Raw genomic sequence first — 15,904 nt, forward strand, 5'->3', positions numbered from 1 at the left:
GCTCTCTAACGTTTCGTCCCGATTGGCGTTGATCCCGGATGGACCGTTTCAGTCTCGGTCGTACTCTCTCCACTGAGATAGTTTACTTTCCCACGTTCTCGACGAATCGCTTCAGGTGAGAATTCTCCGAGGTAGTGTCGTCGAAACGTCTCCCAATCATCCCAGCCACCCCAGTCCATCACGACCGACGGGAGTACACCCTGCTCGAGCAGATTCGTTCCCCACGTTCGACGAAGGTCGTGGACATCGAGGAACGACCAACCACGATCTCCGCTTTCAGCCTGAAGACGTTCGGCAGCTCGCTGCACCCACCGGTAGACCGTCTTGGCAGTGATGTCGACGATCGGCTCATCCGGTGCGATCCCGGCGGCATCCGTATGTGCCTCGATGTACGTCGCCAGGCGATCAGGAACCGGCGGCTCACGGTAGTGTTCCTGCTTCGCAACATCTTCCCAGACACGCAAGTGTGTCCCGCTCGGTGTCTTGACGATATCAGCAGGTGTGATCTGTACGACCTCGCAGCGGCGTAGTCCACATCGACCAGCAAGCAAGAACGCGATCATTTGACGATTGTTTTCCGCCTCGTCGATCACAGCCTGCAGTTCATCTTCACTCAACCACACGCGCTTACCCTCGCGTTGAGGGTACGACTTGAGTCTCATCGCTGTCCTCGACTCTCACTTTTAACCCAACAAACCATGAAGAATGGGAATATCAGTACGGCAATCGGCCCTAATCTCGAGGTGAATTGTCCTCGAAGAGTGGATTCGCGGACACCATCTCCAACTGGACATAGTGAACTTCTACTAATATCGAGTTGTGACACGATCCTGTTGACGGGTAGGCTGGAGTGACGAGTACTTTGTAGTCTGTCTCTCAGAGCATCAAAAGCTATATTTTTCTCCCTACTGAAGGAGATTATAATGTCCAAAGATTGGATCGGTACTGAAGACTTTGCCAGCTATATATTGTCTAAGGGGTGAACTGGATATGAGTAATACTGGAGATCAAAATCACTATATGAAATATACTAATATCGAGGATGGAATTGCAAGATTCACCCTCTACAAGAATAATAAGGCGATTCATGGGTTCAACGAGCGTATTGAAAATGTTCCTGATGAGTACGACATAGGTGATTACTTCTCTACGCAAATTAACTCTGAGGACCCTGATGAGACCGATTTCAATCCCGAGAATCTCAACTTCGATCCCGAATTAACCGAGAAAAAAAGAAAAGAGAATGAAGAAGTGATCGATGAGTTCAAACGGTTACAATCATCTGCCGAAAAAGAATTGGAAGAATGAGTGGGAGTCCTGCACAGAAAATTTTCTCACTCGATGTCGGTCAAGCAGATGCTAAACTTGTCGTCTCTTCTGATGGCACGAAGACACTCATAGATGCAGATGAGTCGAAAGTGATTGATGAATTAGATCGGGTCTTTGAGGAAGAACTCTCAACCGATAACGATAAAGAAAAAACGATTGACCACTTTATCGCAACCCACCTTCATCAGGATCACATACTTGGCCTTTTCGACCTGAAGCAATCCGGGTACAAAATAAACAGTGCTTCACAACCCAACTTAGCAAGATTTGAGGTGGGTGAAAAAAGGGGGCAGGTTGATCCGGACCTCTTTAGAAACTACATTGAAGCACTGTCTGAGCACGGTATTGCAGCAGACGATATTAATAACCTCAGCAGTGGGGATACTATTGAATCAGTCTCTGGCGAAATTCTATCACCACCAGCAAAATCGGGGACTGTTCCATTTAAGAGCCCAAAGACAGAACGCGAGCGGAATTTAAAACCTGAAAAGGCAAACGAGAACGGCCTCGTTATTAAACTCGAGTCGGAGGGAGGAAAATCGACGCTTCTTATGGGCGATATGCAAGATAGTAGCGCCCACCACGGAGAAGACTGGCTCGTCAAACAACACAAGGATGGCAACCTAGATCTAAATGCAGATACACTGCATATCGGCCATCACGGTTCTGATAAGGCTACAAAAGATGGGTACGGCGACACAAACAAGGGGAGTTTCCTTAGCGCTGTTAATCCAGATCAGGTAGTTGTATCCAGTGAATTAGAGAGTGAATATTCACATCCCAGAGATGAGGTATTGGAACGGCTTGAAGAGCATGGAATAGATGTCTTCTGGACGGGTGTCCATGGGACAATCAAACAGGAAAGTGACAAAGAAGCGGAAATAGAACAGATCCCTGAAGTTGATGCCTCATCCCCAGCCGATATTTTGGCACTGAAGTACTTCGCAAAAGCCAATGACGTGACTCAGGAGGAGATCGCTGCTCTTGAAGAAGGCTCAATCTCTGCTGAGGATCTTCCACGAGACACGCCAGAACTCGCGTTCAAATCTGATTATCTCGAGACTGCATCCAAAGCCTCAGACACGATTCGACGCTACCCCAAAGATGCCGAGAGACTCACCCTCAATCGCTTCCCCAACGCGATGAGCACCGAATACGTAAGCGTCGACGAACACAGAGCCGAACCATCTGTCGCAGAAGGCAATGCAGATGATCTCTCGCAGGAAGCCCAACAAGTGAGTCAATCACTTGAAGCAGCCACTGAGGCGTCCCTAGAGGACATTCGAGAGCAGCGCCAGAAAGCCCTCCAGCGACTCGCTGATACGTCCCCACAGTCGATGTCTCGGTCTTCACAAACGGCGTCCACAACATTGGACCAGTCTACTTCACACATCCACACCGGAACGAAGCAATCCGGTCAATCAGAAGAATCTGATAAGCGAGGCCGAAAATAAACCAAATCCATTACCTGATCCGTGACTGAGCCAGCCGGTACGTCTGCTCAGAGATATTCAGTCTGAGTGAGTGTTTGTTATGAAGATATTCGAGTAGTTGGCTTGCTTTCGGATCGTGGTCGAACGCCTTTGGATCGTGGAGCGCAGCTGTAAGCATGATCTCGTAGAACCGTTCACCGACGTCGTCGTCATTCTGAAGAATGATCGAATCCAGTTTGTCCGTCCGGAATTGCACGTAGGGGTCAGCGAATCGGTCCTCTGGATAGTCACATGGAATTGCCGTGGTGGCCGTCGCCGCGGCGATCCCAACGTGGGCATCGGTTGTCTCCACCAACACTCGTTTGAGAACGTCCGCAATCGCCATCGTCGAGGATTCGTCAAGCCCTTTAGCGTGAGCGAGCGCACGACAGCCATACACTTTCGCGAGTCGACCACCGTCGACGATTCTGGTGAGCAACAAATCCAGGTCGGATTCTACGATACCAGGCTGTGTCTCAGCCAAGACAGCGATCACCCGCATTGCATGGCCAGCAACGGTCCCACCGGACTCTACTGGTCGCGTGTCAGCCAACAATTCTACGAAGTCCGTGCTGTAGCGCTCAACCTGTTCAGGTGTTTTTGAAGCAACCTCTGCAAAGAGTTCTAACGCCGAGACAGCTTCTGCTGCGCTCCCATTCTCGATGTTCGTCCACCAGTCTTCGATTTCAGAGTGATCTATTCGTTGCGTTTCTGTCCTGCTTTGAAGCTGTGTGGTTCGAGTATTCTCTCCCCCTCCTTCCTCGTTATCAGACATTAATGTAGGAGAGGAAACAAAGGTATGTAATACTATTCAGTAGCCTATCGAGACAGCACGATAGTCATGTCAGGGTGTAACCCGAAATGAGTGTCGCTAAATGGACTTCGCGATTCACTCCTTCTCTGGAACATTTTCTTCGATGAGCTCATAGACGCCACCGCCAATATTTTTCACAATTTCGTGCTCTCGAAGCCGCTTCAACCGACTGGAGACATATTCTCTCGAGTAGTCTAATTCGTCGGCTAAGTTACTGGGTATATTTCGTCCCTCTCTGAGAGCACCGATGATGGCTTTGTCTGCGCCATTAAGCTCGCCTCTGTCTAACGCCATACGCTATTGTTTAAATCCCAGAATATTAGTTACTGTGGTCCACTATTTGATGGCCACTATATGTGGTTCACATATAGTAAGATATTTGCGCTCTGTGATTGAATGACGGCATAGCACGGAAACGGCCTTAGAAAGGTCGGGGCGTTGCAGCGCCCTCGACCGTGCTGGACAAGCCAGCATGATGAGTTACGAGAACGACGCGGATAAATCCGATGTAGAGAGTCAGAAGTGCCCGACGCTCGCGACACGGAGGTATCGTACGGATGAGTAAGCCAGACTGGGAAGATATCGGCCGAAAATTGCTCCAGAAGGAACTCGAGCGAATAAGCGAAGAAGTCGCCCGAGACGCCTTTTCGACATCGGCACGTCGCCTCGATCGCGGCGAAGAGCTACGAGCAGAGGACATCTACAGAATGCGCGCAGCGATCGACGAATTGCAAGAGATCACTGAACTGGCTGCTGAGGCAACACAGGGAGTTGCATCACTCCCTGATGTCTGGGATGTTCTCGATGAGGAAGCCCGATCACGATATGTCCAGCGCGCTCGAGAGCAACGTTTGAAGACGAAAGACGAGTAGCAAGAGCAAACCGGGTAACATCAAAAAGCTCCACTACCAGCCCTCGATCTCGCTGGTCGATTCGCTTTCGATCTGCGCGCGGTAAACGACCCAGTGAGATAATCCCCTTCTTTCCCCTTTTATTCCTGCTCGATGTTGCCTCGAGTCCCCTTGCTTTTGGCTGGGTATCGCTGGTCTCTCACTGCTTGAGTGGGGAAATATTCCCTCGACCACCTGCTACCCCCCTGAACCCCCCTCGTTTTTGCTGGTCATCTCTGCCTTGAACCCCCTTGCCGTCCCTGCCTTTTCCCTGGTCGTTTTGCCTCGATCAGAGCGACCACCCCCTCGAGCAGCCGCCACCACCCCCTTGCTTGCCTGATCGTTGCTGCTCTTTCGCTGCTCGAGCCAGACAAGGTGCCCCCGACCGACTCCTACCACCCCCTTCAGGGGCCCCTTCTGACTGCTCGAGAGTTGCTCGTATCCCCCTTGCCGTCTCCGCCTTTTGGCTGGTCGTCACTGGTCGTCTCTCCCTGAACCGTTTCGACCAGTCGCTCGACCAGCCATGACCACCCCCTCAAGGGCCCCCTTCTGGCTGCTCAAGACTGGGTCGTATCCCCCTGCCGTCCCTGCCTTTTCCCTGGTCGTTTTGCCTCGATCCAGATGGCTTCCCCTCGACCAGCAGTTACCACCCCCTTGTTTGCCTGGTCGTCGCTGCTCTTCCGTTGGTCGAAGTTGCTCTACACGTTCTTGTTTCTACCTCAGAATTGGCCTCATTCATCTGGGATCGATCGGAGGGCTTCCCACTCTTCGTCAGTGAGATCAGCGTGTCGTACCAGACCAGCGATTTCGCTATCGCTCAGTGGCTCGCCCTGTCTCAACTTCTCACGAGCCCCGTCGTAATCGATCTCCCAGACGCTCCAATCCACATCGATATTCACGGTTGCCTCCGCGGTTAGCCTGTTTCCGCGCGAGTCGGTGTGTTCTCGGTACGAACTTGCCTGTTCGATACCCTTCTCCACGATCTCCTCGAAGTCCACGGAGGTCTGTGTACTAATCGCGTGATAGAGAAATCCGATAGTGAATGCCGCCCCATCGTAGACTTCGATCCCCCTCGACTGATTTGGAGCTGGCGGGGGAGTCATGTCGCTGAATATGGTCTCGATCTCCTGCTCATCCAAACAGCCCAAGAGTAGTTCGAAGTCGAGCAGCCCGTTCCTGATTCGATCACGGAGTCGTTGGCGTGATTGGGCCTCGACGTGTTCCTCTAGATCTTTTTGACCGAACAGATACTCGCGGTCGTCGTATGTGAGAAGCCCAGACGGTCGGCTGCGCGGCTCGTCAGTATAGTGGAGTTGCAGCTTCCACTCTTCGACTCTCTCTTCGTCCTCGTTATCGTAATACGGCATTAGCTATGTCTACTAATGGTGTAATATAAAAAACTAATTAGGAAGCGCACATTGTGGCTGATATGTCGTCGACCGAGTGGACGAGCATCCCAGTACACCCGGACGTGCGAAACGAAATCCGCGAGGAGAAACCGGCCGGAGAGTCCTATACGGAATTCCTGCGAGGTCTCCTCACTCAACAATCGGCTGACGACGAGAAGACACAGTAGCAGGCATATACCAACGGCTCAGCGGTGTTGGTCCACGGCGACAGAACACTGGAGTGTACCAGCACTCCAGGGTTCTCCCCTTCATCCGGGGCGGGTGTCGCCGGCGAAGCAAACGACAAGGGAGCCGATGGCGAGGATCGGAACTCCGTATAATCTGATATGCAATCATTGCTTATCAGGATTCGGGTTCCGTCTCGTTTTCGGCTCTAGTCTGGCCGGCTTACTCGGCTGCGAAGACTGGACGCATGGACGAGATCAGCGACTCCAACCCGATCCGTAGTAACGTAGATTCAGACGAGATGATCTTTGCGAAAGGCGATCGCGCCAGAAAGTGGTGGTGTCACAACTGTAGTAGCGAAGCGGCTGAGGGGGTGCGTTTCTGAAATGAACGCACTTGACTCTGTAGAGGAAGTCGATCCGGAGACGTTCATCCGCAAAAATCGAGAGAAGGTATTGGCGGTCATACGCCAGAGCGATGATCCGTTTGCTCGCGCCTGCGCTTGGACGCTACTGGATCGATATACTCCAGACAAGGAACTCGATAGACTTCACGACGAACTCGATACGGTCATCAAGAGGGAATAGTGATGTCCGTTGTTTCAACTCCCTCGGTCAATGGGTGTGGCACTCTCGTCGATTTCGTCAGCGAGGTCGAGCGCCTCTTGGAGGAACTCGTCATCCTCCATGAGGAGGTTGACGACTGTCATTCGGTCTTCGACCTCGTCCATGATCGACGGATCATCAGCGACCTGTTGGAGTGCAAGCCGCTTGATGGTCGTTTCCGTTTCCTGGATATCGTCGAGAGCGTCGTGATCGAGAGCATGGTTACACCACATGCAGACGGGCTTATCTTGGGGAGTCTTCTGCCGGCAGTTCGGGCAGGAGATGGGAGTGTACTCTTCAGGATTTTCCGTCTCGACATCCTGTCCGTGGAGTTCGGCGTACTCTGCAGCTCGGTCGTCTCCGTACATCGCGACGTAGTGCGAGATCGCGTCACTCCCGCGTTTCCGCCCTTGTCGGTCCTCGATGAAACTCTCGTTCTTCCCGAGCTTCGCGAGCCAGGTTGCGTTGCTCTTCCGGAAGTTCTTCGGAGTAACTGGCTTCTCAACCCCAACACGGTCAGCAGCACGCTTGAAGTACCGCATGAAGGTCGTGTACGACATTCGTTCCCCGTTGCTCTTCACCCACAGATAGGCGTCGTCGTTGCCAGGACGCGGGTGTACATCGCCGAGGTAACGGTTCAGATATGGAACCGAGAGGATCAACGTGACAGAACGTTCGCCAGTTTTCCCGTCGACTTCGATCTCAGTCCCGTACTCGGTCTTCTTAACGTCGCCGACCCGCATTTCGTAGAGCTCGGAATGAGGTCGGAATCCGCCCTCGAACTGAACCGCGAACAGCGCTTTGTTTCTAGTGTTGTCTGTTCCGTCATTGATGAGCGCGAGGACGTCTTCTTGCCAGTCGAGCATATCCGCTCGCGACGGTTGCGGATCGTAATTTCGCGGTGTATTTGCCGACATCCAGTCGATGGACTCCGGCGGCTCACCTTTCGGCCCGCGTCGAAGAGCGTGCTTTCCGACTGCTCGAATCGCCAATCGGTAGTCGCACTTCGTCCGCGGGTTGCTGTAAGTACGATTGATCCAGCGAACGATCTCCTCTGCAGCGTCTCGATCCTCGAGTGCCTCGGTCAGTCCACCGACTTTTTCGGCCGCTATAACGGCATGTCTGAGAATTTTCTCGTGCCGATTGTCGGAATAGTCGTGGAGATCCATCTGGTCAGAAAAGAGAAGGAGCGTATCGATATCGTCTTCAGAGATGGTGTCGTCCACGTACTGCTCTCCTTCGTAGTAGTTCGCGGCCCCGCCTGCCCGAATTCGGTCTCGGAGACCATCGATCTGATCTCGCTTGCTCATGTCACACTACATGACTCTCTCCGACAGGATTTAACCATTTGGCTAGAATCTCGGCCTAGGCTTTTCGTTTTCGTCGCCTCGAGTCACCGAGCCCTAGCTATCGGGTTCGAGTCCTGATCAGCGCGGTATCGGACGATCCTCCTCGAGGAGCGTCGTCGACACCGGGCCGTTCTCGGAGAACTGCAGTTGCACGGCGCTTACGAGTCGGTTGCGATCGCAGGCAGTTCGGTAGTGATCGTTCCGCCGGTGTCTCGTGTTGGTGTCTCGAATGCCCGTTTGTACGTCCTGTCAGCAACCGGTTTCGTACGACTTCGTGCGCGCACACGGCGATAGCAACAGTGTCGACTGGTGTCCGCGCTGTCGGACGACGTAAAACGAACGCGATCGGACGGCGATCAGTGGTCGGTCAGCAGGCGTCGCAGGATGTCCCCGTAGGCGGGCCGGGTGATGAGGACCCCGATGAACACGCCGAGGATGGTGATGATAGCGAACCCGCGGAGATCACCGAGGCTCAGCACCGCGAGTGGCGAGAGGGCGACAACGGTCGTCGCAGCGGCGGCCCCGATGACCCAGAACGCCTTGCGGAACCGCGATTGGAAGACGCGTTCGGAGCTGACGTCGCCCTCGTCCATCACCTCGTCGGCGATGATCACGAGGTCGTCGACCCCGGTCCCCACGACGGCGATGAACCCGGCGACGTGGGAGAGATCCAGCGGCATGCGTATCAGCGCCGCGAAGCCAAGCAGGATGACCACCTCGGCGATGGCCGTGACGATCATCGGCAGGGCGACGCGGGTGTCGGTGTATCGGGCGTAGACGACGCCGCTGACGGTGAGGACCGAGAGCAGCCCGATCAGCAGCGAGTACTGTTTGAACTGGTCGGCGTGGCCGGGCTCGATCGAGTAGACCTGTTCCTCGCTGAAGTCAAGCGGTGCGCGCAGGCTCCCCGCCCGGAGGTTGACCGAGAGCGATTGGGCCTGCTGTTGGCTCGGCGCACCCATCTGGAACGTCGGATCGTTCTCCCACGATCCCTCTCTCATGCTGGACGCGAGTCCGTGACTATTACCCATACTGTGGGCGTCGACGACTTCGCCATCGACGACGGTCAGCAGGCAGTACCGCTGCCCGTCGTGGTCGAAGTCGACGCCACCGTCACCGGTACGGAGGCCACAATCCCCGATCCCTTCACTAGTGAACCCGAGATCGTTCATCTGCTGTTGGAACCCCGGCGCAGCCTCGTCGCTGACGAGTACCGGAACCGCGTAACTCTCCTCTCCCTGCTGTTCCGGTGGGTCGACGTCGACGATATCGTCGCCACGCAGGACCGTCTCGTTCGTCTGTGTCCCGTTCTCGTTCGGGTAGTAGGCGACGACCTCGACCTGGCCCCGCTCCGAGAGGATGGTCCGGAGTTCGTCGGCGTCCATGTTGGGGACCTCGACGACGATGTAGTGGTCACCACTCACCGTCGTCGACTCGTAGGCCGTCCCGCCCGAGAGGCCCGCGGCGTTGATCTTCGTCTGGATCGTCCTGATCATATTGTCGCGGGTACTCTGGGTGACGCCGTCGCGGATGTCGTCCTCGGTGGCGTCGACGTCAGCCGTCTGCAACGCCGCGGCGAACTCCGACTGGCTGACGTTGTCGTTGAACACTTCGGCGGTGACGGTCCCGTCGTCTTGGACGTCGACGCTGACGTCCGCCTGATCGAGGTCGAGTTCGCTCTGGAGCGTCGACTCGACGCCGTCGAGCCGCTCCTGATCGACTGTCCCGTCGTCGCTGACCGCGCCGGTGTCGATGTCCTCCGCGGTCATACCGGCGACCGGGACCCGGATCCGGGTCCCGCCCTCGAGTCCGAGCCCGAACTCGAGGTTCGTCGGGCCGCTGTCGACGCTGTCACTGGCGAGGCCGTCGTCGGCGACGATCCCGCCGGGGATAAAGAGCGCGACGACGGCGAACACGAGAAACGCCCCGAGCAGGAGGACGCGCCAGTTGCCCTTGATGGCGCCGATCGGACTCATGAGCGGACCCCCTCGAACTTGTACCAGCGAAGCAGGCTCAGGTTCAACATGTAGGTGTTCAGCAGGTCGGCGGCGAGACCGACGAACAGGATGATCCCGATCGATGCCAGCAGGCTGATCCCGAAGACGTACGCGGAGACGCCCATGACGAGCATCGCGACCATCGACGTGACCGTCATCGTGACGCCGGTCCGCATCGCACGGTGGGTACTCTCGTAGAAGTCACCGCTCCGGCGCAGGACGTGGTTGTTCAACAGGATGTCGGAGTCGACGGAGTATCCGATGAGCATCAGCAGGCCGGCAACGGTGCCAAGCGAGAGCGGGATGCCGGCCAGCCGCATGAACGCGAGCGGGATCACGAGGTCGGAGAACGCGGAGATGACGATCGCGATCGAGGGCACGAACGTCCGAAAGAGCAGGAAGGCGATCGCGCTCATGCCGACGAACGCGATGACGAGCCCGAGCATGGCCGTCTGCTGACTGTTCTGGCCGAAGCTCGCTGACGTCGACGACACCGACTGGACGACCTCGGCGCTGCCGTCTTGCTCGAGATTGCCCTCGGCCTGATCGCTCAGGGCCTGCGAGTCAGTCGACGAGAACTGGACGATGTACTGGTTCTCGGTGCCCGTCCCGGTCACCGACTCGGGCTGTTCGTCGAACGCCGCGCCGATGTTGCCTTCCGCCGTCGTCGTCTGGACGGTCAGTTCCGTCCCGCCGGCGAAGTCCATGCCAAGCGGCACCGGCGTCCCGTACGCGAGGAACGCGCCGCTTAACACGAGCAGTGCGACCGCGAGAACCGCCAGCGGAACCGCTGCGAGCTGGCGATTACTGTACCGGGTGTAATCGATCTCCGGTACGTCGAAATACCCCATATACCGGACTACTTACAGCCCCTCGAAGTAAGCCTTCTCAATTCGGCACGGGCGAGCGGCCGATCGGACCGTGGTCAGTCCGGCAGGTAGCGGACGCTCAACACGCCCTCGTCGGCGGCCGACCGGACCTCGACCCGGACCGCCTCGAGCCGGGCGGCCCGGGCGATCGTCTCCTCGTCTTCGAGGACGTCGTCGGCGGCGGCCGCGACCTCGTCGCCGGGGACCCGGAAGACGTGGATCTCGCCGGTGCCGGCCCGCTCCTCCTGGACGAGGTCGCCGATCTCGGCGTCGGCTGCCAGCTCTTTCTCGTAGGTGGTCGGCTCGAGGTCGCTGTCGACCAGTTCGATCGAGCGCCGATCGTCGACCTCGATCACCTCCCAGGTGACTTCCATCGGCGGCTCGGGAGCGACTGTCGCCTCGAGGACGTCGTGGACCTCGAGGTCAGGGTTGGACGCGAGGGTGTGTACCTGTGCGGTCTGGACGTCGCGGACGACCGCCGAGTCGGGCTCGGCGTGGGTCACGACGAACGTGCCGGTTCGTTCGGTCATGGACGCTCGTAGCCGACGGATCGGTTTCCGGGTTTCGGCTTTCGATCACCGGTCGACTCTCGGTTCGGTGGCCGATCCGGTTCGACAGTCGCTCGAGCGGTGTTCGGACCAGGGCTCGAGCCATCGAACGGGTCGTCAGAGGACCGTCCGGAACCGACGGCAGTCTTTTCAGCGCTGTCGTGTAACTCGTTCGCATGGGTGATGCCGAACCGGAGGTGGTGCCGGCCGTCGAGTCCACTGCCGACGCCATCGCTGCGATGGAGATTCGCGGGGCGGCGACGATCGCCGACGCGGCCGCGGCGGCGCTGGCGACCCAGGCCGAGGGGAGTCCGGCCGAGACGCCGGCGGCGTTTCGCCGCGGGCTTCGAGCCGCCGCCCGAACCCTCTATGAAACCCGTCCGACCGCGGTCAGCCTGCCGAACGCGCTCCGATACGTGCTTCGGGGCGTCGACGGCGATACCGTCACCGAGTTACGGGCGTCGACGATCGACCGCGCCGCGTCCTTCCGGCGCGATCTCGAACACGCCCGGGAGACCCTCGGTGGGATCGGTGCCAACCGGTTACGGGACGGCGACGTCGTCCTGACTCACTGCCACTCGACGGACGCGCTGGCCTGTGTAGAGGCCACCCTCGAGGACGGGAAAGCCCTCGAGGCGATCGTCAAGGAGACCCGGCCCCGCAAGCAGGGTCACATCACGGCCGCACAGTTGCGCGAGTGGGGGGTGCCGGTGACGCTGATCGTCGATGGGGCGGCCCGGCGGTACCTGGACGCGGCGGACCACGTGCTGGTCGGGGCCGACAGCATCGCGGCCGACGGCAGCGTGATCAACAAGATCGGCACCAGCGGACTGGCCGTCGTCGCTCGCGAGCGCGGCGTGCCGGTGATGGTCGCTGCCCAGACGATCAAACTGCATCCGGATACCCTGACGGGCCACACCGTCGCGATCGAGACCCGGGACGAACGCGAGGTGCTGTCCGACGAGGAGCGCGCGTCGATCCGCTCGAGTGACGCGCCGGACGGGTCGGCCGGCGAACCCGGAAGCGAGGACGGGCTGACCGTCGAGAACCCCGCGTTCGACGTGACACCGCCGCGGTACGTCGACGCGATCGTCACCGAGCGCGGTCAGTTCCCACCCGAGAGCATCGTGACACTCATGCGGGAACTGTTCGGCGACACGACCGAAGAACCCTGGGCGGAGTGACGGCCTCTCGATAGTCAGGCCGTCGACGCGGGCTCTCGAGATCTCACCACCGTTCGCACGGTCGATACGCCGGTTCTCGGACGTCTAGTGGTCCGAACCGCGTTCCGGGACGACGCGACAGCGGCCGAAATCTTCAACACTGTGAATCGTCCGGGATCGGAAAGTGTTAGTCACTGGTGACAGCCATTGCCCCGTATGGTGTTACCCGAGGGGTTCGTCGTTCCGCCGTGGTACATGGTGGTGCCGGCCGCCGTGATTCTCGGGGGGGTGATCGCGCTGCTGTGGGCGATCGAACCACCCGTGACCGACCGGACCGTGCTGGCCTTCGCTCCGTGGATGATGTTCGGCGCGACGTTACACGTCCTCTACAAGATGGGGGCGTTTCCGTCGACCATCGAGCCCCTGTTTACCGCGCCGATGGTCTACGTCGTGACGGCGATCATCGCGGGACTGGCCTGGGTCGTCGGCGTCTTCCTCCACGTCGGCGGCCTCCAGCCGACGATCCCCCGCTTCGTCGGCGTTGCCGGGACGGCCTTCTTTACCGTTTTCACGATGTTCGCGCTCTTCCGGAGTATCCAGACGGGGACGTTCGACCCCTTCTGGCCGGTCATCTCGGTCGTCATCGCCGGCATCGTCACTGCACTCGCCTGGCTCGTCCTGAGCCTCTGGTTTACCGACGTCGCGGCGACCACGGGTACGACCGGCGCGCTCGTCGTCTTCGCACACACGCTAGACGGCGTCACGACCGCCGTCGGCTACGACGTCCTCGGGGCCGGCGAGAACGTCCCGCTGTCGCTGCTGTTGCTCGAGGCGGGGGAGGCGCTGCCGACCGCCGAGTACGTCGGTGCCGGGTGGCTGTTCGTGCTGGTCAAGGTCGCGCTCGCGCTGGTCATCGTCGGGCTGTTCCGCGAGTACGTCGCTGACCGGCCACAGCAGGGCCGGACGGTCCTCGCCCTCGTCGCCGCGGTCGGGCTCGGTCCGGCCGTTCACAACGTCCTGTTGTTCACCGTGATGTGACCGTGGGCCGGTTCCCCGCGTCGTTCGCGTCCGTCCCTCAGCGTCTGCCACCGAAACCTAGGTTTTTGCCGGCCGGTCCCGTCCCTTTACTATCGGCGAATGGATTCGATCACCGTACTCACGGCCGGCCACGTCAACTGGGACGTGACCCTCCGTGTCGACAGACTGCCCGAGAGCGACGGCGAGGCGGCGATCCGATCGCAACGCCAGTCGGGCGGCGGCAGTGCGGCCAACGTCGCCGCGGCGCTTGCCGGCCTCGGCGTCGACGTCGGCCTGATCGGCAGCGTCGGCGACGACGACAACGGCCTGCTCGCCCGCCGCGAACTCGAGGCCGCCGGCGTCTCCCTCGAGGGGGTCCGCGTCGTCGAGGACGCCGCAACGGCGGTGAAGTACCTGCTGGTCGACGACGACGGCGAAGTCGCGATCCTCGGCAACGACGGCGTCAACGAGGCCGTCGGGCCGGCGGCCCTCGAGCCGTCGCGGATCCGGGCGGCCGATCACGTCCATCTCACGGGACAGCGACCGGAGACGGCCGCTGCGATCGCACGGATCGCCGACGAGGCCGGTATCGGGATCAGCTTCGATCCCGGTCGGCGGCTCGCCGACCGCGAGTACGGCGAGCCGCTCGCGCTGGCTGACGTCGTCTTCGTGACCGACCGGGAGGCCGCCGCCCTGTTCGACGACGACCCCGACGGGGCCGCCGACGACCGGATCGTCGTCGTCACCTGTGGGGCCGACGGCGCGGAAGCGTACGCGCCGTCGGGAACCGTCGTTCACGCGGGGTTCGACATCGACCCCGTCGATACCGCCGGTGCGGGCGATGCCTTCGCCGCCGGCTTTCTCACGAGGTGGCTCGCGGACCGCGATCTCGAGCGGGCGCTTGCGACCGGCAACGCCTGCGGGGCCGTAACCGCGAGCCGCGAGGGGGCCCGGAGCGCGCCGACCGACGCGGAACTCGAGGCGCTCCTCGAGCGCCGCCCCTGAAAAGGCGTAACGATCGGTCGCGCACCGTCACGTCGCCGCCGTGTGGTTCTCACCCGGTGTCGTCTGACGGTAGGTATATGGGCCGGGCCGTTGGCCACTCGACTGAACAGTCACGATCCCGTGACTGAGAGACATGACGGAAGGAAGGGTAACCGAGTCCCACGGATGCGGCCTCAGACGGCGCATCCAGTACGACCGAGACGCTGACGAACCGCCGAGTATCGCCGCTGCGACCGCCCTGGCCCGCTATCACGGTCACGATGTCACGGCGGCCAGCACGCAACTGTACGACTACGTCGACCCCGACGCGCTCGACGCACTGTTCGCCGACACCAATCGCGGCGACGCTCGAGCGACGGGGATCGTCGAGTTCGAGGCCGACGGCGCGATGGTCACGATTCGGCCCGATTGCGTCGAAGTGCGTCCGACGGGCTGATCGGGGACGGGAAGGGGGTGGCGTCGAGAGTTGCCGAGCCGAACCGGTCGCTTCTCGACCCTTCCTCGAACCTTTTTTCTCACCGCCCGCGGAATCCGAGGGTATGGCGACGCAGCCACACCTGCTGGTCGACGACGGCGACCTGACGGACATCGCATTGCTCCCGGGCGATCCCGGCCGGGTCGATCGCATCGCCGACCACTGCGACGAGTCGGAGACGATCGCGCGCAACCGCGAGTACAAGGTCGTCAACGCCACCTACGAGGGACGGGAGCTGACGATCTGTTCGACGGGGATCGGCTGTCCCTCCGCGGCGATCGCGATCGAGGAACTGGCGAACGTCGGCGTCGAGACGTTCCTCCGGGTCGGGACGACCGGGGCACTCCAGTCGGGGATCGAGATCGGCGACATGATCGTCGCGACCGGCGCGGCGAAAAACGAGGGGACGAGCAAACGGTACGAGGCCGTCGAGTACCCCGCAGTACCCGACTACGACGCGCTGTCGGCGCTGGTCGACTCGGCGGAAGCCAACGGCGAAGCGGTCCACGTCGGCCCGATCGCCTCCGACGACGCCTACTACGCCGAGACCGACGACGCCGTCGACGACTGGGAGGCCGCGGGCCTGCTGGCGGTCGAGATGGAGGCCGCTGCCGTCTTCTCACTGGCCCGTCGTAAGGGACTGGCCGCCGGCGCGATCTGTACCGTCGACGGCAACCTCGTCGAGGGCACCCAGAAGGGCACCGACACCGAGGACGACGAACTCCCGGACAAGGCCAAAAACAACGTCGGCCGTGCGATCGACATCGCGCTCGAGGCCGCGACCCAACTGTAACGGC

The 15,904-nt window shown here is 59.7% G+C and carries 17 protein-coding genes; 9 read left to right on the forward strand and 8 right to left on the reverse strand.

From position 1 onward, the window contains the following. Nucleotides 1-5 precede the first annotated feature (5 nt). Entirely contained in the window at nucleotides 6-662 is a 657-nt protein-coding gene (locus ACERIM_RS10725; RefSeq protein ID WP_373632541.1) for a tyrosine-type recombinase/integrase, read from the reverse strand. A gap of 328 nt (nucleotides 663-990) precedes the next feature. Between ACERIM_RS10725 and ACERIM_RS10730 the strand changes: the two genes are divergently transcribed. Continuing rightward, nucleotides 991-1,308 carry a hypothetical protein gene (locus ACERIM_RS10730; RefSeq protein WP_049899602.1) on the forward strand — a complete coding sequence of 106 codons (318 nt, stop codon included), beginning with the start codon at nucleotides 991-993 and terminating at the stop codon, nucleotides 1,306-1,308. Further along, nucleotides 1,305-2,783 carry a ComEC/Rec2 family competence protein gene (locus tag ACERIM_RS10735; protein WP_373632543.1) on the forward strand — a complete coding sequence of 493 codons (1,479 nt, stop codon included), beginning with the start codon at nucleotides 1,305-1,307 and terminating at the stop codon, nucleotides 2,781-2,783. The genes ACERIM_RS10730 and ACERIM_RS10735 overlap by 4 nt, the downstream gene beginning before the upstream one ends. A 10-nt stretch (nucleotides 2,784-2,793) precedes the next feature. On the opposite strand, the gene ACERIM_RS10740 is transcribed toward ACERIM_RS10735, so the two are convergent. After that, complete coding sequence (locus ACERIM_RS10740) at nucleotides 2,794-3,576, reverse strand: hypothetical protein (RefSeq protein WP_373632545.1); 783 nt, start codon at nucleotides 3,574-3,576, stop codon at nucleotides 2,794-2,796. A gap of 114 nt (nucleotides 3,577-3,690) precedes the next feature. Beyond that, nucleotides 3,691-3,909 (reverse strand): hypothetical protein, encoded by a 219-nt coding sequence (locus tag ACERIM_RS10745; protein WP_373632547.1) that lies wholly within the window; start codon nucleotides 3,907-3,909, stop codon nucleotides 3,691-3,693. 263 nt (nucleotides 3,910-4,172) lie between these two features. Between ACERIM_RS10745 and ACERIM_RS10750 the strand changes: the two genes are divergently transcribed. Further along, nucleotides 4,173-4,487, forward strand: a complete 315-nt coding sequence (locus ACERIM_RS10750) for a hypothetical protein (RefSeq protein WP_373632548.1) — start codon at nucleotides 4,173-4,175, stop codon at nucleotides 4,485-4,487. A 749-nt stretch (nucleotides 4,488-5,236) separates the two neighbouring features. On the opposite strand, the gene ACERIM_RS10755 is transcribed toward ACERIM_RS10750, so the two are convergent. Continuing rightward, nucleotides 5,237-5,872 (reverse strand): hypothetical protein, encoded by a 636-nt coding sequence (locus ACERIM_RS10755; RefSeq protein WP_373632549.1) that lies wholly within the window; start codon nucleotides 5,870-5,872, stop codon nucleotides 5,237-5,239. A gap of 593 nt (nucleotides 5,873-6,465) precedes the next feature. Here ACERIM_RS10755 and ACERIM_RS10760 point away from each other — a divergent pair. Next, nucleotides 6,466-6,666, forward strand: a complete 201-nt coding sequence (locus tag ACERIM_RS10760; protein WP_373632551.1) for a hypothetical protein — start codon at nucleotides 6,466-6,468, stop codon at nucleotides 6,664-6,666. A gap of 14 nt (nucleotides 6,667-6,680) precedes the next feature. On the opposite strand, the gene ACERIM_RS10765 is transcribed toward ACERIM_RS10760, so the two are convergent. From ACERIM_RS10765 to ACERIM_RS10780, 4 genes are all read right to left on the reverse strand, one after another. After that, nucleotides 6,681-7,994, reverse strand: a complete 1,314-nt coding sequence (locus ACERIM_RS10765; RefSeq protein ID WP_373632553.1) for a tyrosine-type recombinase/integrase — start codon at nucleotides 7,992-7,994, stop codon at nucleotides 6,681-6,683. Nucleotides 7,995-8,389: 395 nt separating this feature from the next. Then, nucleotides 8,390-10,009: a preprotein translocase subunit SecD gene (locus ACERIM_RS10770; protein WP_006649898.1), complete on the reverse strand. Its 1,620-nt coding sequence runs from the start codon at nucleotides 10,007-10,009 to the stop codon at nucleotides 8,390-8,392. Then, nucleotides 10,006-10,881, reverse strand: a complete 876-nt coding sequence (secF, locus tag ACERIM_RS10775; RefSeq protein ID WP_006649899.1) for a protein translocase subunit SecF — start codon at nucleotides 10,879-10,881, stop codon at nucleotides 10,006-10,008. Before secF ends, ACERIM_RS10770 begins: the two co-directional genes overlap by 4 nt. 74 nt (nucleotides 10,882-10,955) lie before the next feature. Further along, nucleotides 10,956-11,429, reverse strand: coding sequence for a DUF5812 family protein (locus ACERIM_RS10780; protein WP_373632556.1), 474 nt, complete (start codon nucleotides 11,427-11,429; stop codon nucleotides 10,956-10,958). 194 nt (nucleotides 11,430-11,623) lie between these two features. Here ACERIM_RS10780 and ACERIM_RS10785 point away from each other — a divergent pair, with 194 nt between their 5' ends. The 5 genes from ACERIM_RS10785 (at nucleotide 11,624) to ACERIM_RS10805 (ending at nucleotide 15,900) form a co-directional block, all read left to right on the forward strand. Further along, nucleotides 11,624-12,631 (forward strand): ribose 1,5-bisphosphate isomerase, encoded by a 1,008-nt coding sequence (locus ACERIM_RS10785; RefSeq protein WP_373632558.1) that lies wholly within the window; start codon nucleotides 11,624-11,626, stop codon nucleotides 12,629-12,631. A 195-nt stretch (nucleotides 12,632-12,826) separates the two neighbouring features. Then, nucleotides 12,827-13,648, forward strand: coding sequence for a DUF63 family protein (locus tag ACERIM_RS10790; RefSeq protein ID WP_006649902.1), 822 nt, complete (start codon nucleotides 12,827-12,829; stop codon nucleotides 13,646-13,648). A gap of 99 nt (nucleotides 13,649-13,747) precedes the next feature. Next, the gene (locus tag ACERIM_RS10795; protein ID WP_373632560.1) at nucleotides 13,748-14,632 is read left to right on the forward strand and encodes a carbohydrate kinase family protein; all 885 of its coding nucleotides are present in this window, start codon (nucleotides 13,748-13,750) and stop codon (nucleotides 14,630-14,632) included. Between the two features lie 133 nt (nucleotides 14,633-14,765). Continuing rightward, a complete protein-coding gene (locus ACERIM_RS10800) occupies nucleotides 14,766-15,068 on the forward strand; it encodes a HalOD1 output domain-containing protein (RefSeq protein WP_006649904.1) in 303 nt (100 codons plus the stop codon). A 103-nt stretch (nucleotides 15,069-15,171) separates the two neighbouring features. Continuing rightward, the gene (locus ACERIM_RS10805) at nucleotides 15,172-15,900 is read left to right on the forward strand and encodes a nucleoside phosphorylase (protein WP_006649905.1); all 729 of its coding nucleotides are present in this window, start codon (nucleotides 15,172-15,174) and stop codon (nucleotides 15,898-15,900) included. Nucleotides 15,901-15,904 lie beyond the last annotated feature (4 nt).

The organism is Natrinema sp. H-ect1 (genome assembly GCF_041821105.1).
GTDB lineage: Archaea > Halobacteriota > Halobacteria > Halobacteriales > Natrialbaceae > Natrinema > Natrinema thermotolerans.

Excerpts from the sequence above, each read along its gene's own strand:
- ACERIM_RS10770 (WP_006649898.1), bottom strand. The coding sequence starts at position 10,009 with ATGAGTCCGATCGGCGCCATCAAGGGCAACTGGCGCGTCCTCCTGCTC.
- ACERIM_RS10795 (WP_373632560.1), top strand. The coding sequence starts at position 13,748 with ATGGATTCGATCACCGTACTCACGGCCGGCCACGTCAACTGGGACGTG.
- ACERIM_RS10800 (WP_006649904.1), top strand. The coding sequence starts at position 14,766 with ATGACGGAAGGAAGGGTAACCGAGTCCCACGGATGCGGCCTCAGACGG.
- ACERIM_RS10780 (WP_373632556.1), bottom strand. The coding sequence starts at position 11,429 with ATGACCGAACGAACCGGCACGTTCGTCGTGACCCACGCCGAGCCCGAC.
- ACERIM_RS10765 (WP_373632553.1), bottom strand. The coding sequence starts at position 7,994 with ATGAGCAAGCGAGATCAGATCGATGGTCTCCGAGACCGAATTCGGGCA.
- ACERIM_RS10785 (WP_373632558.1), top strand. The coding sequence starts at position 11,624 with ATGGGTGATGCCGAACCGGAGGTGGTGCCGGCCGTCGAGTCCACTGCC.
- ACERIM_RS10735 (WP_373632543.1), top strand. The coding sequence starts at position 1,305 with ATGAGTGGGAGTCCTGCACAGAAAATTTTCTCACTCGATGTCGGTCAA.
- ACERIM_RS10755 (WP_373632549.1), bottom strand. The coding sequence starts at position 5,872 with ATGCCGTATTACGATAACGAGGACGAAGAGAGAGTCGAAGAGTGGAAG.
- ACERIM_RS10760 (WP_373632551.1), top strand. The coding sequence starts at position 6,466 with ATGAACGCACTTGACTCTGTAGAGGAAGTCGATCCGGAGACGTTCATC.
- ACERIM_RS10750 (WP_373632548.1), top strand. The coding sequence starts at position 4,173 with ATGAGTAAGCCAGACTGGGAAGATATCGGCCGAAAATTGCTCCAGAAG.
- ACERIM_RS10745 (WP_373632547.1), bottom strand. The coding sequence starts at position 3,909 with ATGGCGTTAGACAGAGGCGAGCTTAATGGCGCAGACAAAGCCATCATC.
- secF (WP_006649899.1), bottom strand. The coding sequence starts at position 10,881 with ATGGGGTATTTCGACGTACCGGAGATCGATTACACCCGGTACAGTAAT.
- ACERIM_RS10805 (WP_006649905.1), top strand. The coding sequence starts at position 15,172 with ATGGCGACGCAGCCACACCTGCTGGTCGACGACGGCGACCTGACGGAC.
- ACERIM_RS10790 (WP_006649902.1), top strand. The coding sequence starts at position 12,827 with ATGGTGTTACCCGAGGGGTTCGTCGTTCCGCCGTGGTACATGGTGGTG.
- ACERIM_RS10725 (WP_373632541.1), bottom strand. The coding sequence starts at position 662 with ATGAGACTCAAGTCGTACCCTCAACGCGAGGGTAAGCGCGTGTGGTTG.
- ACERIM_RS10730 (WP_049899602.1), top strand. The coding sequence starts at position 991 with ATGAGTAATACTGGAGATCAAAATCACTATATGAAATATACTAATATC.
- ACERIM_RS10740 (WP_373632545.1), bottom strand. The coding sequence starts at position 3,576 with ATGTCTGATAACGAGGAAGGAGGGGGAGAGAATACTCGAACCACACAG.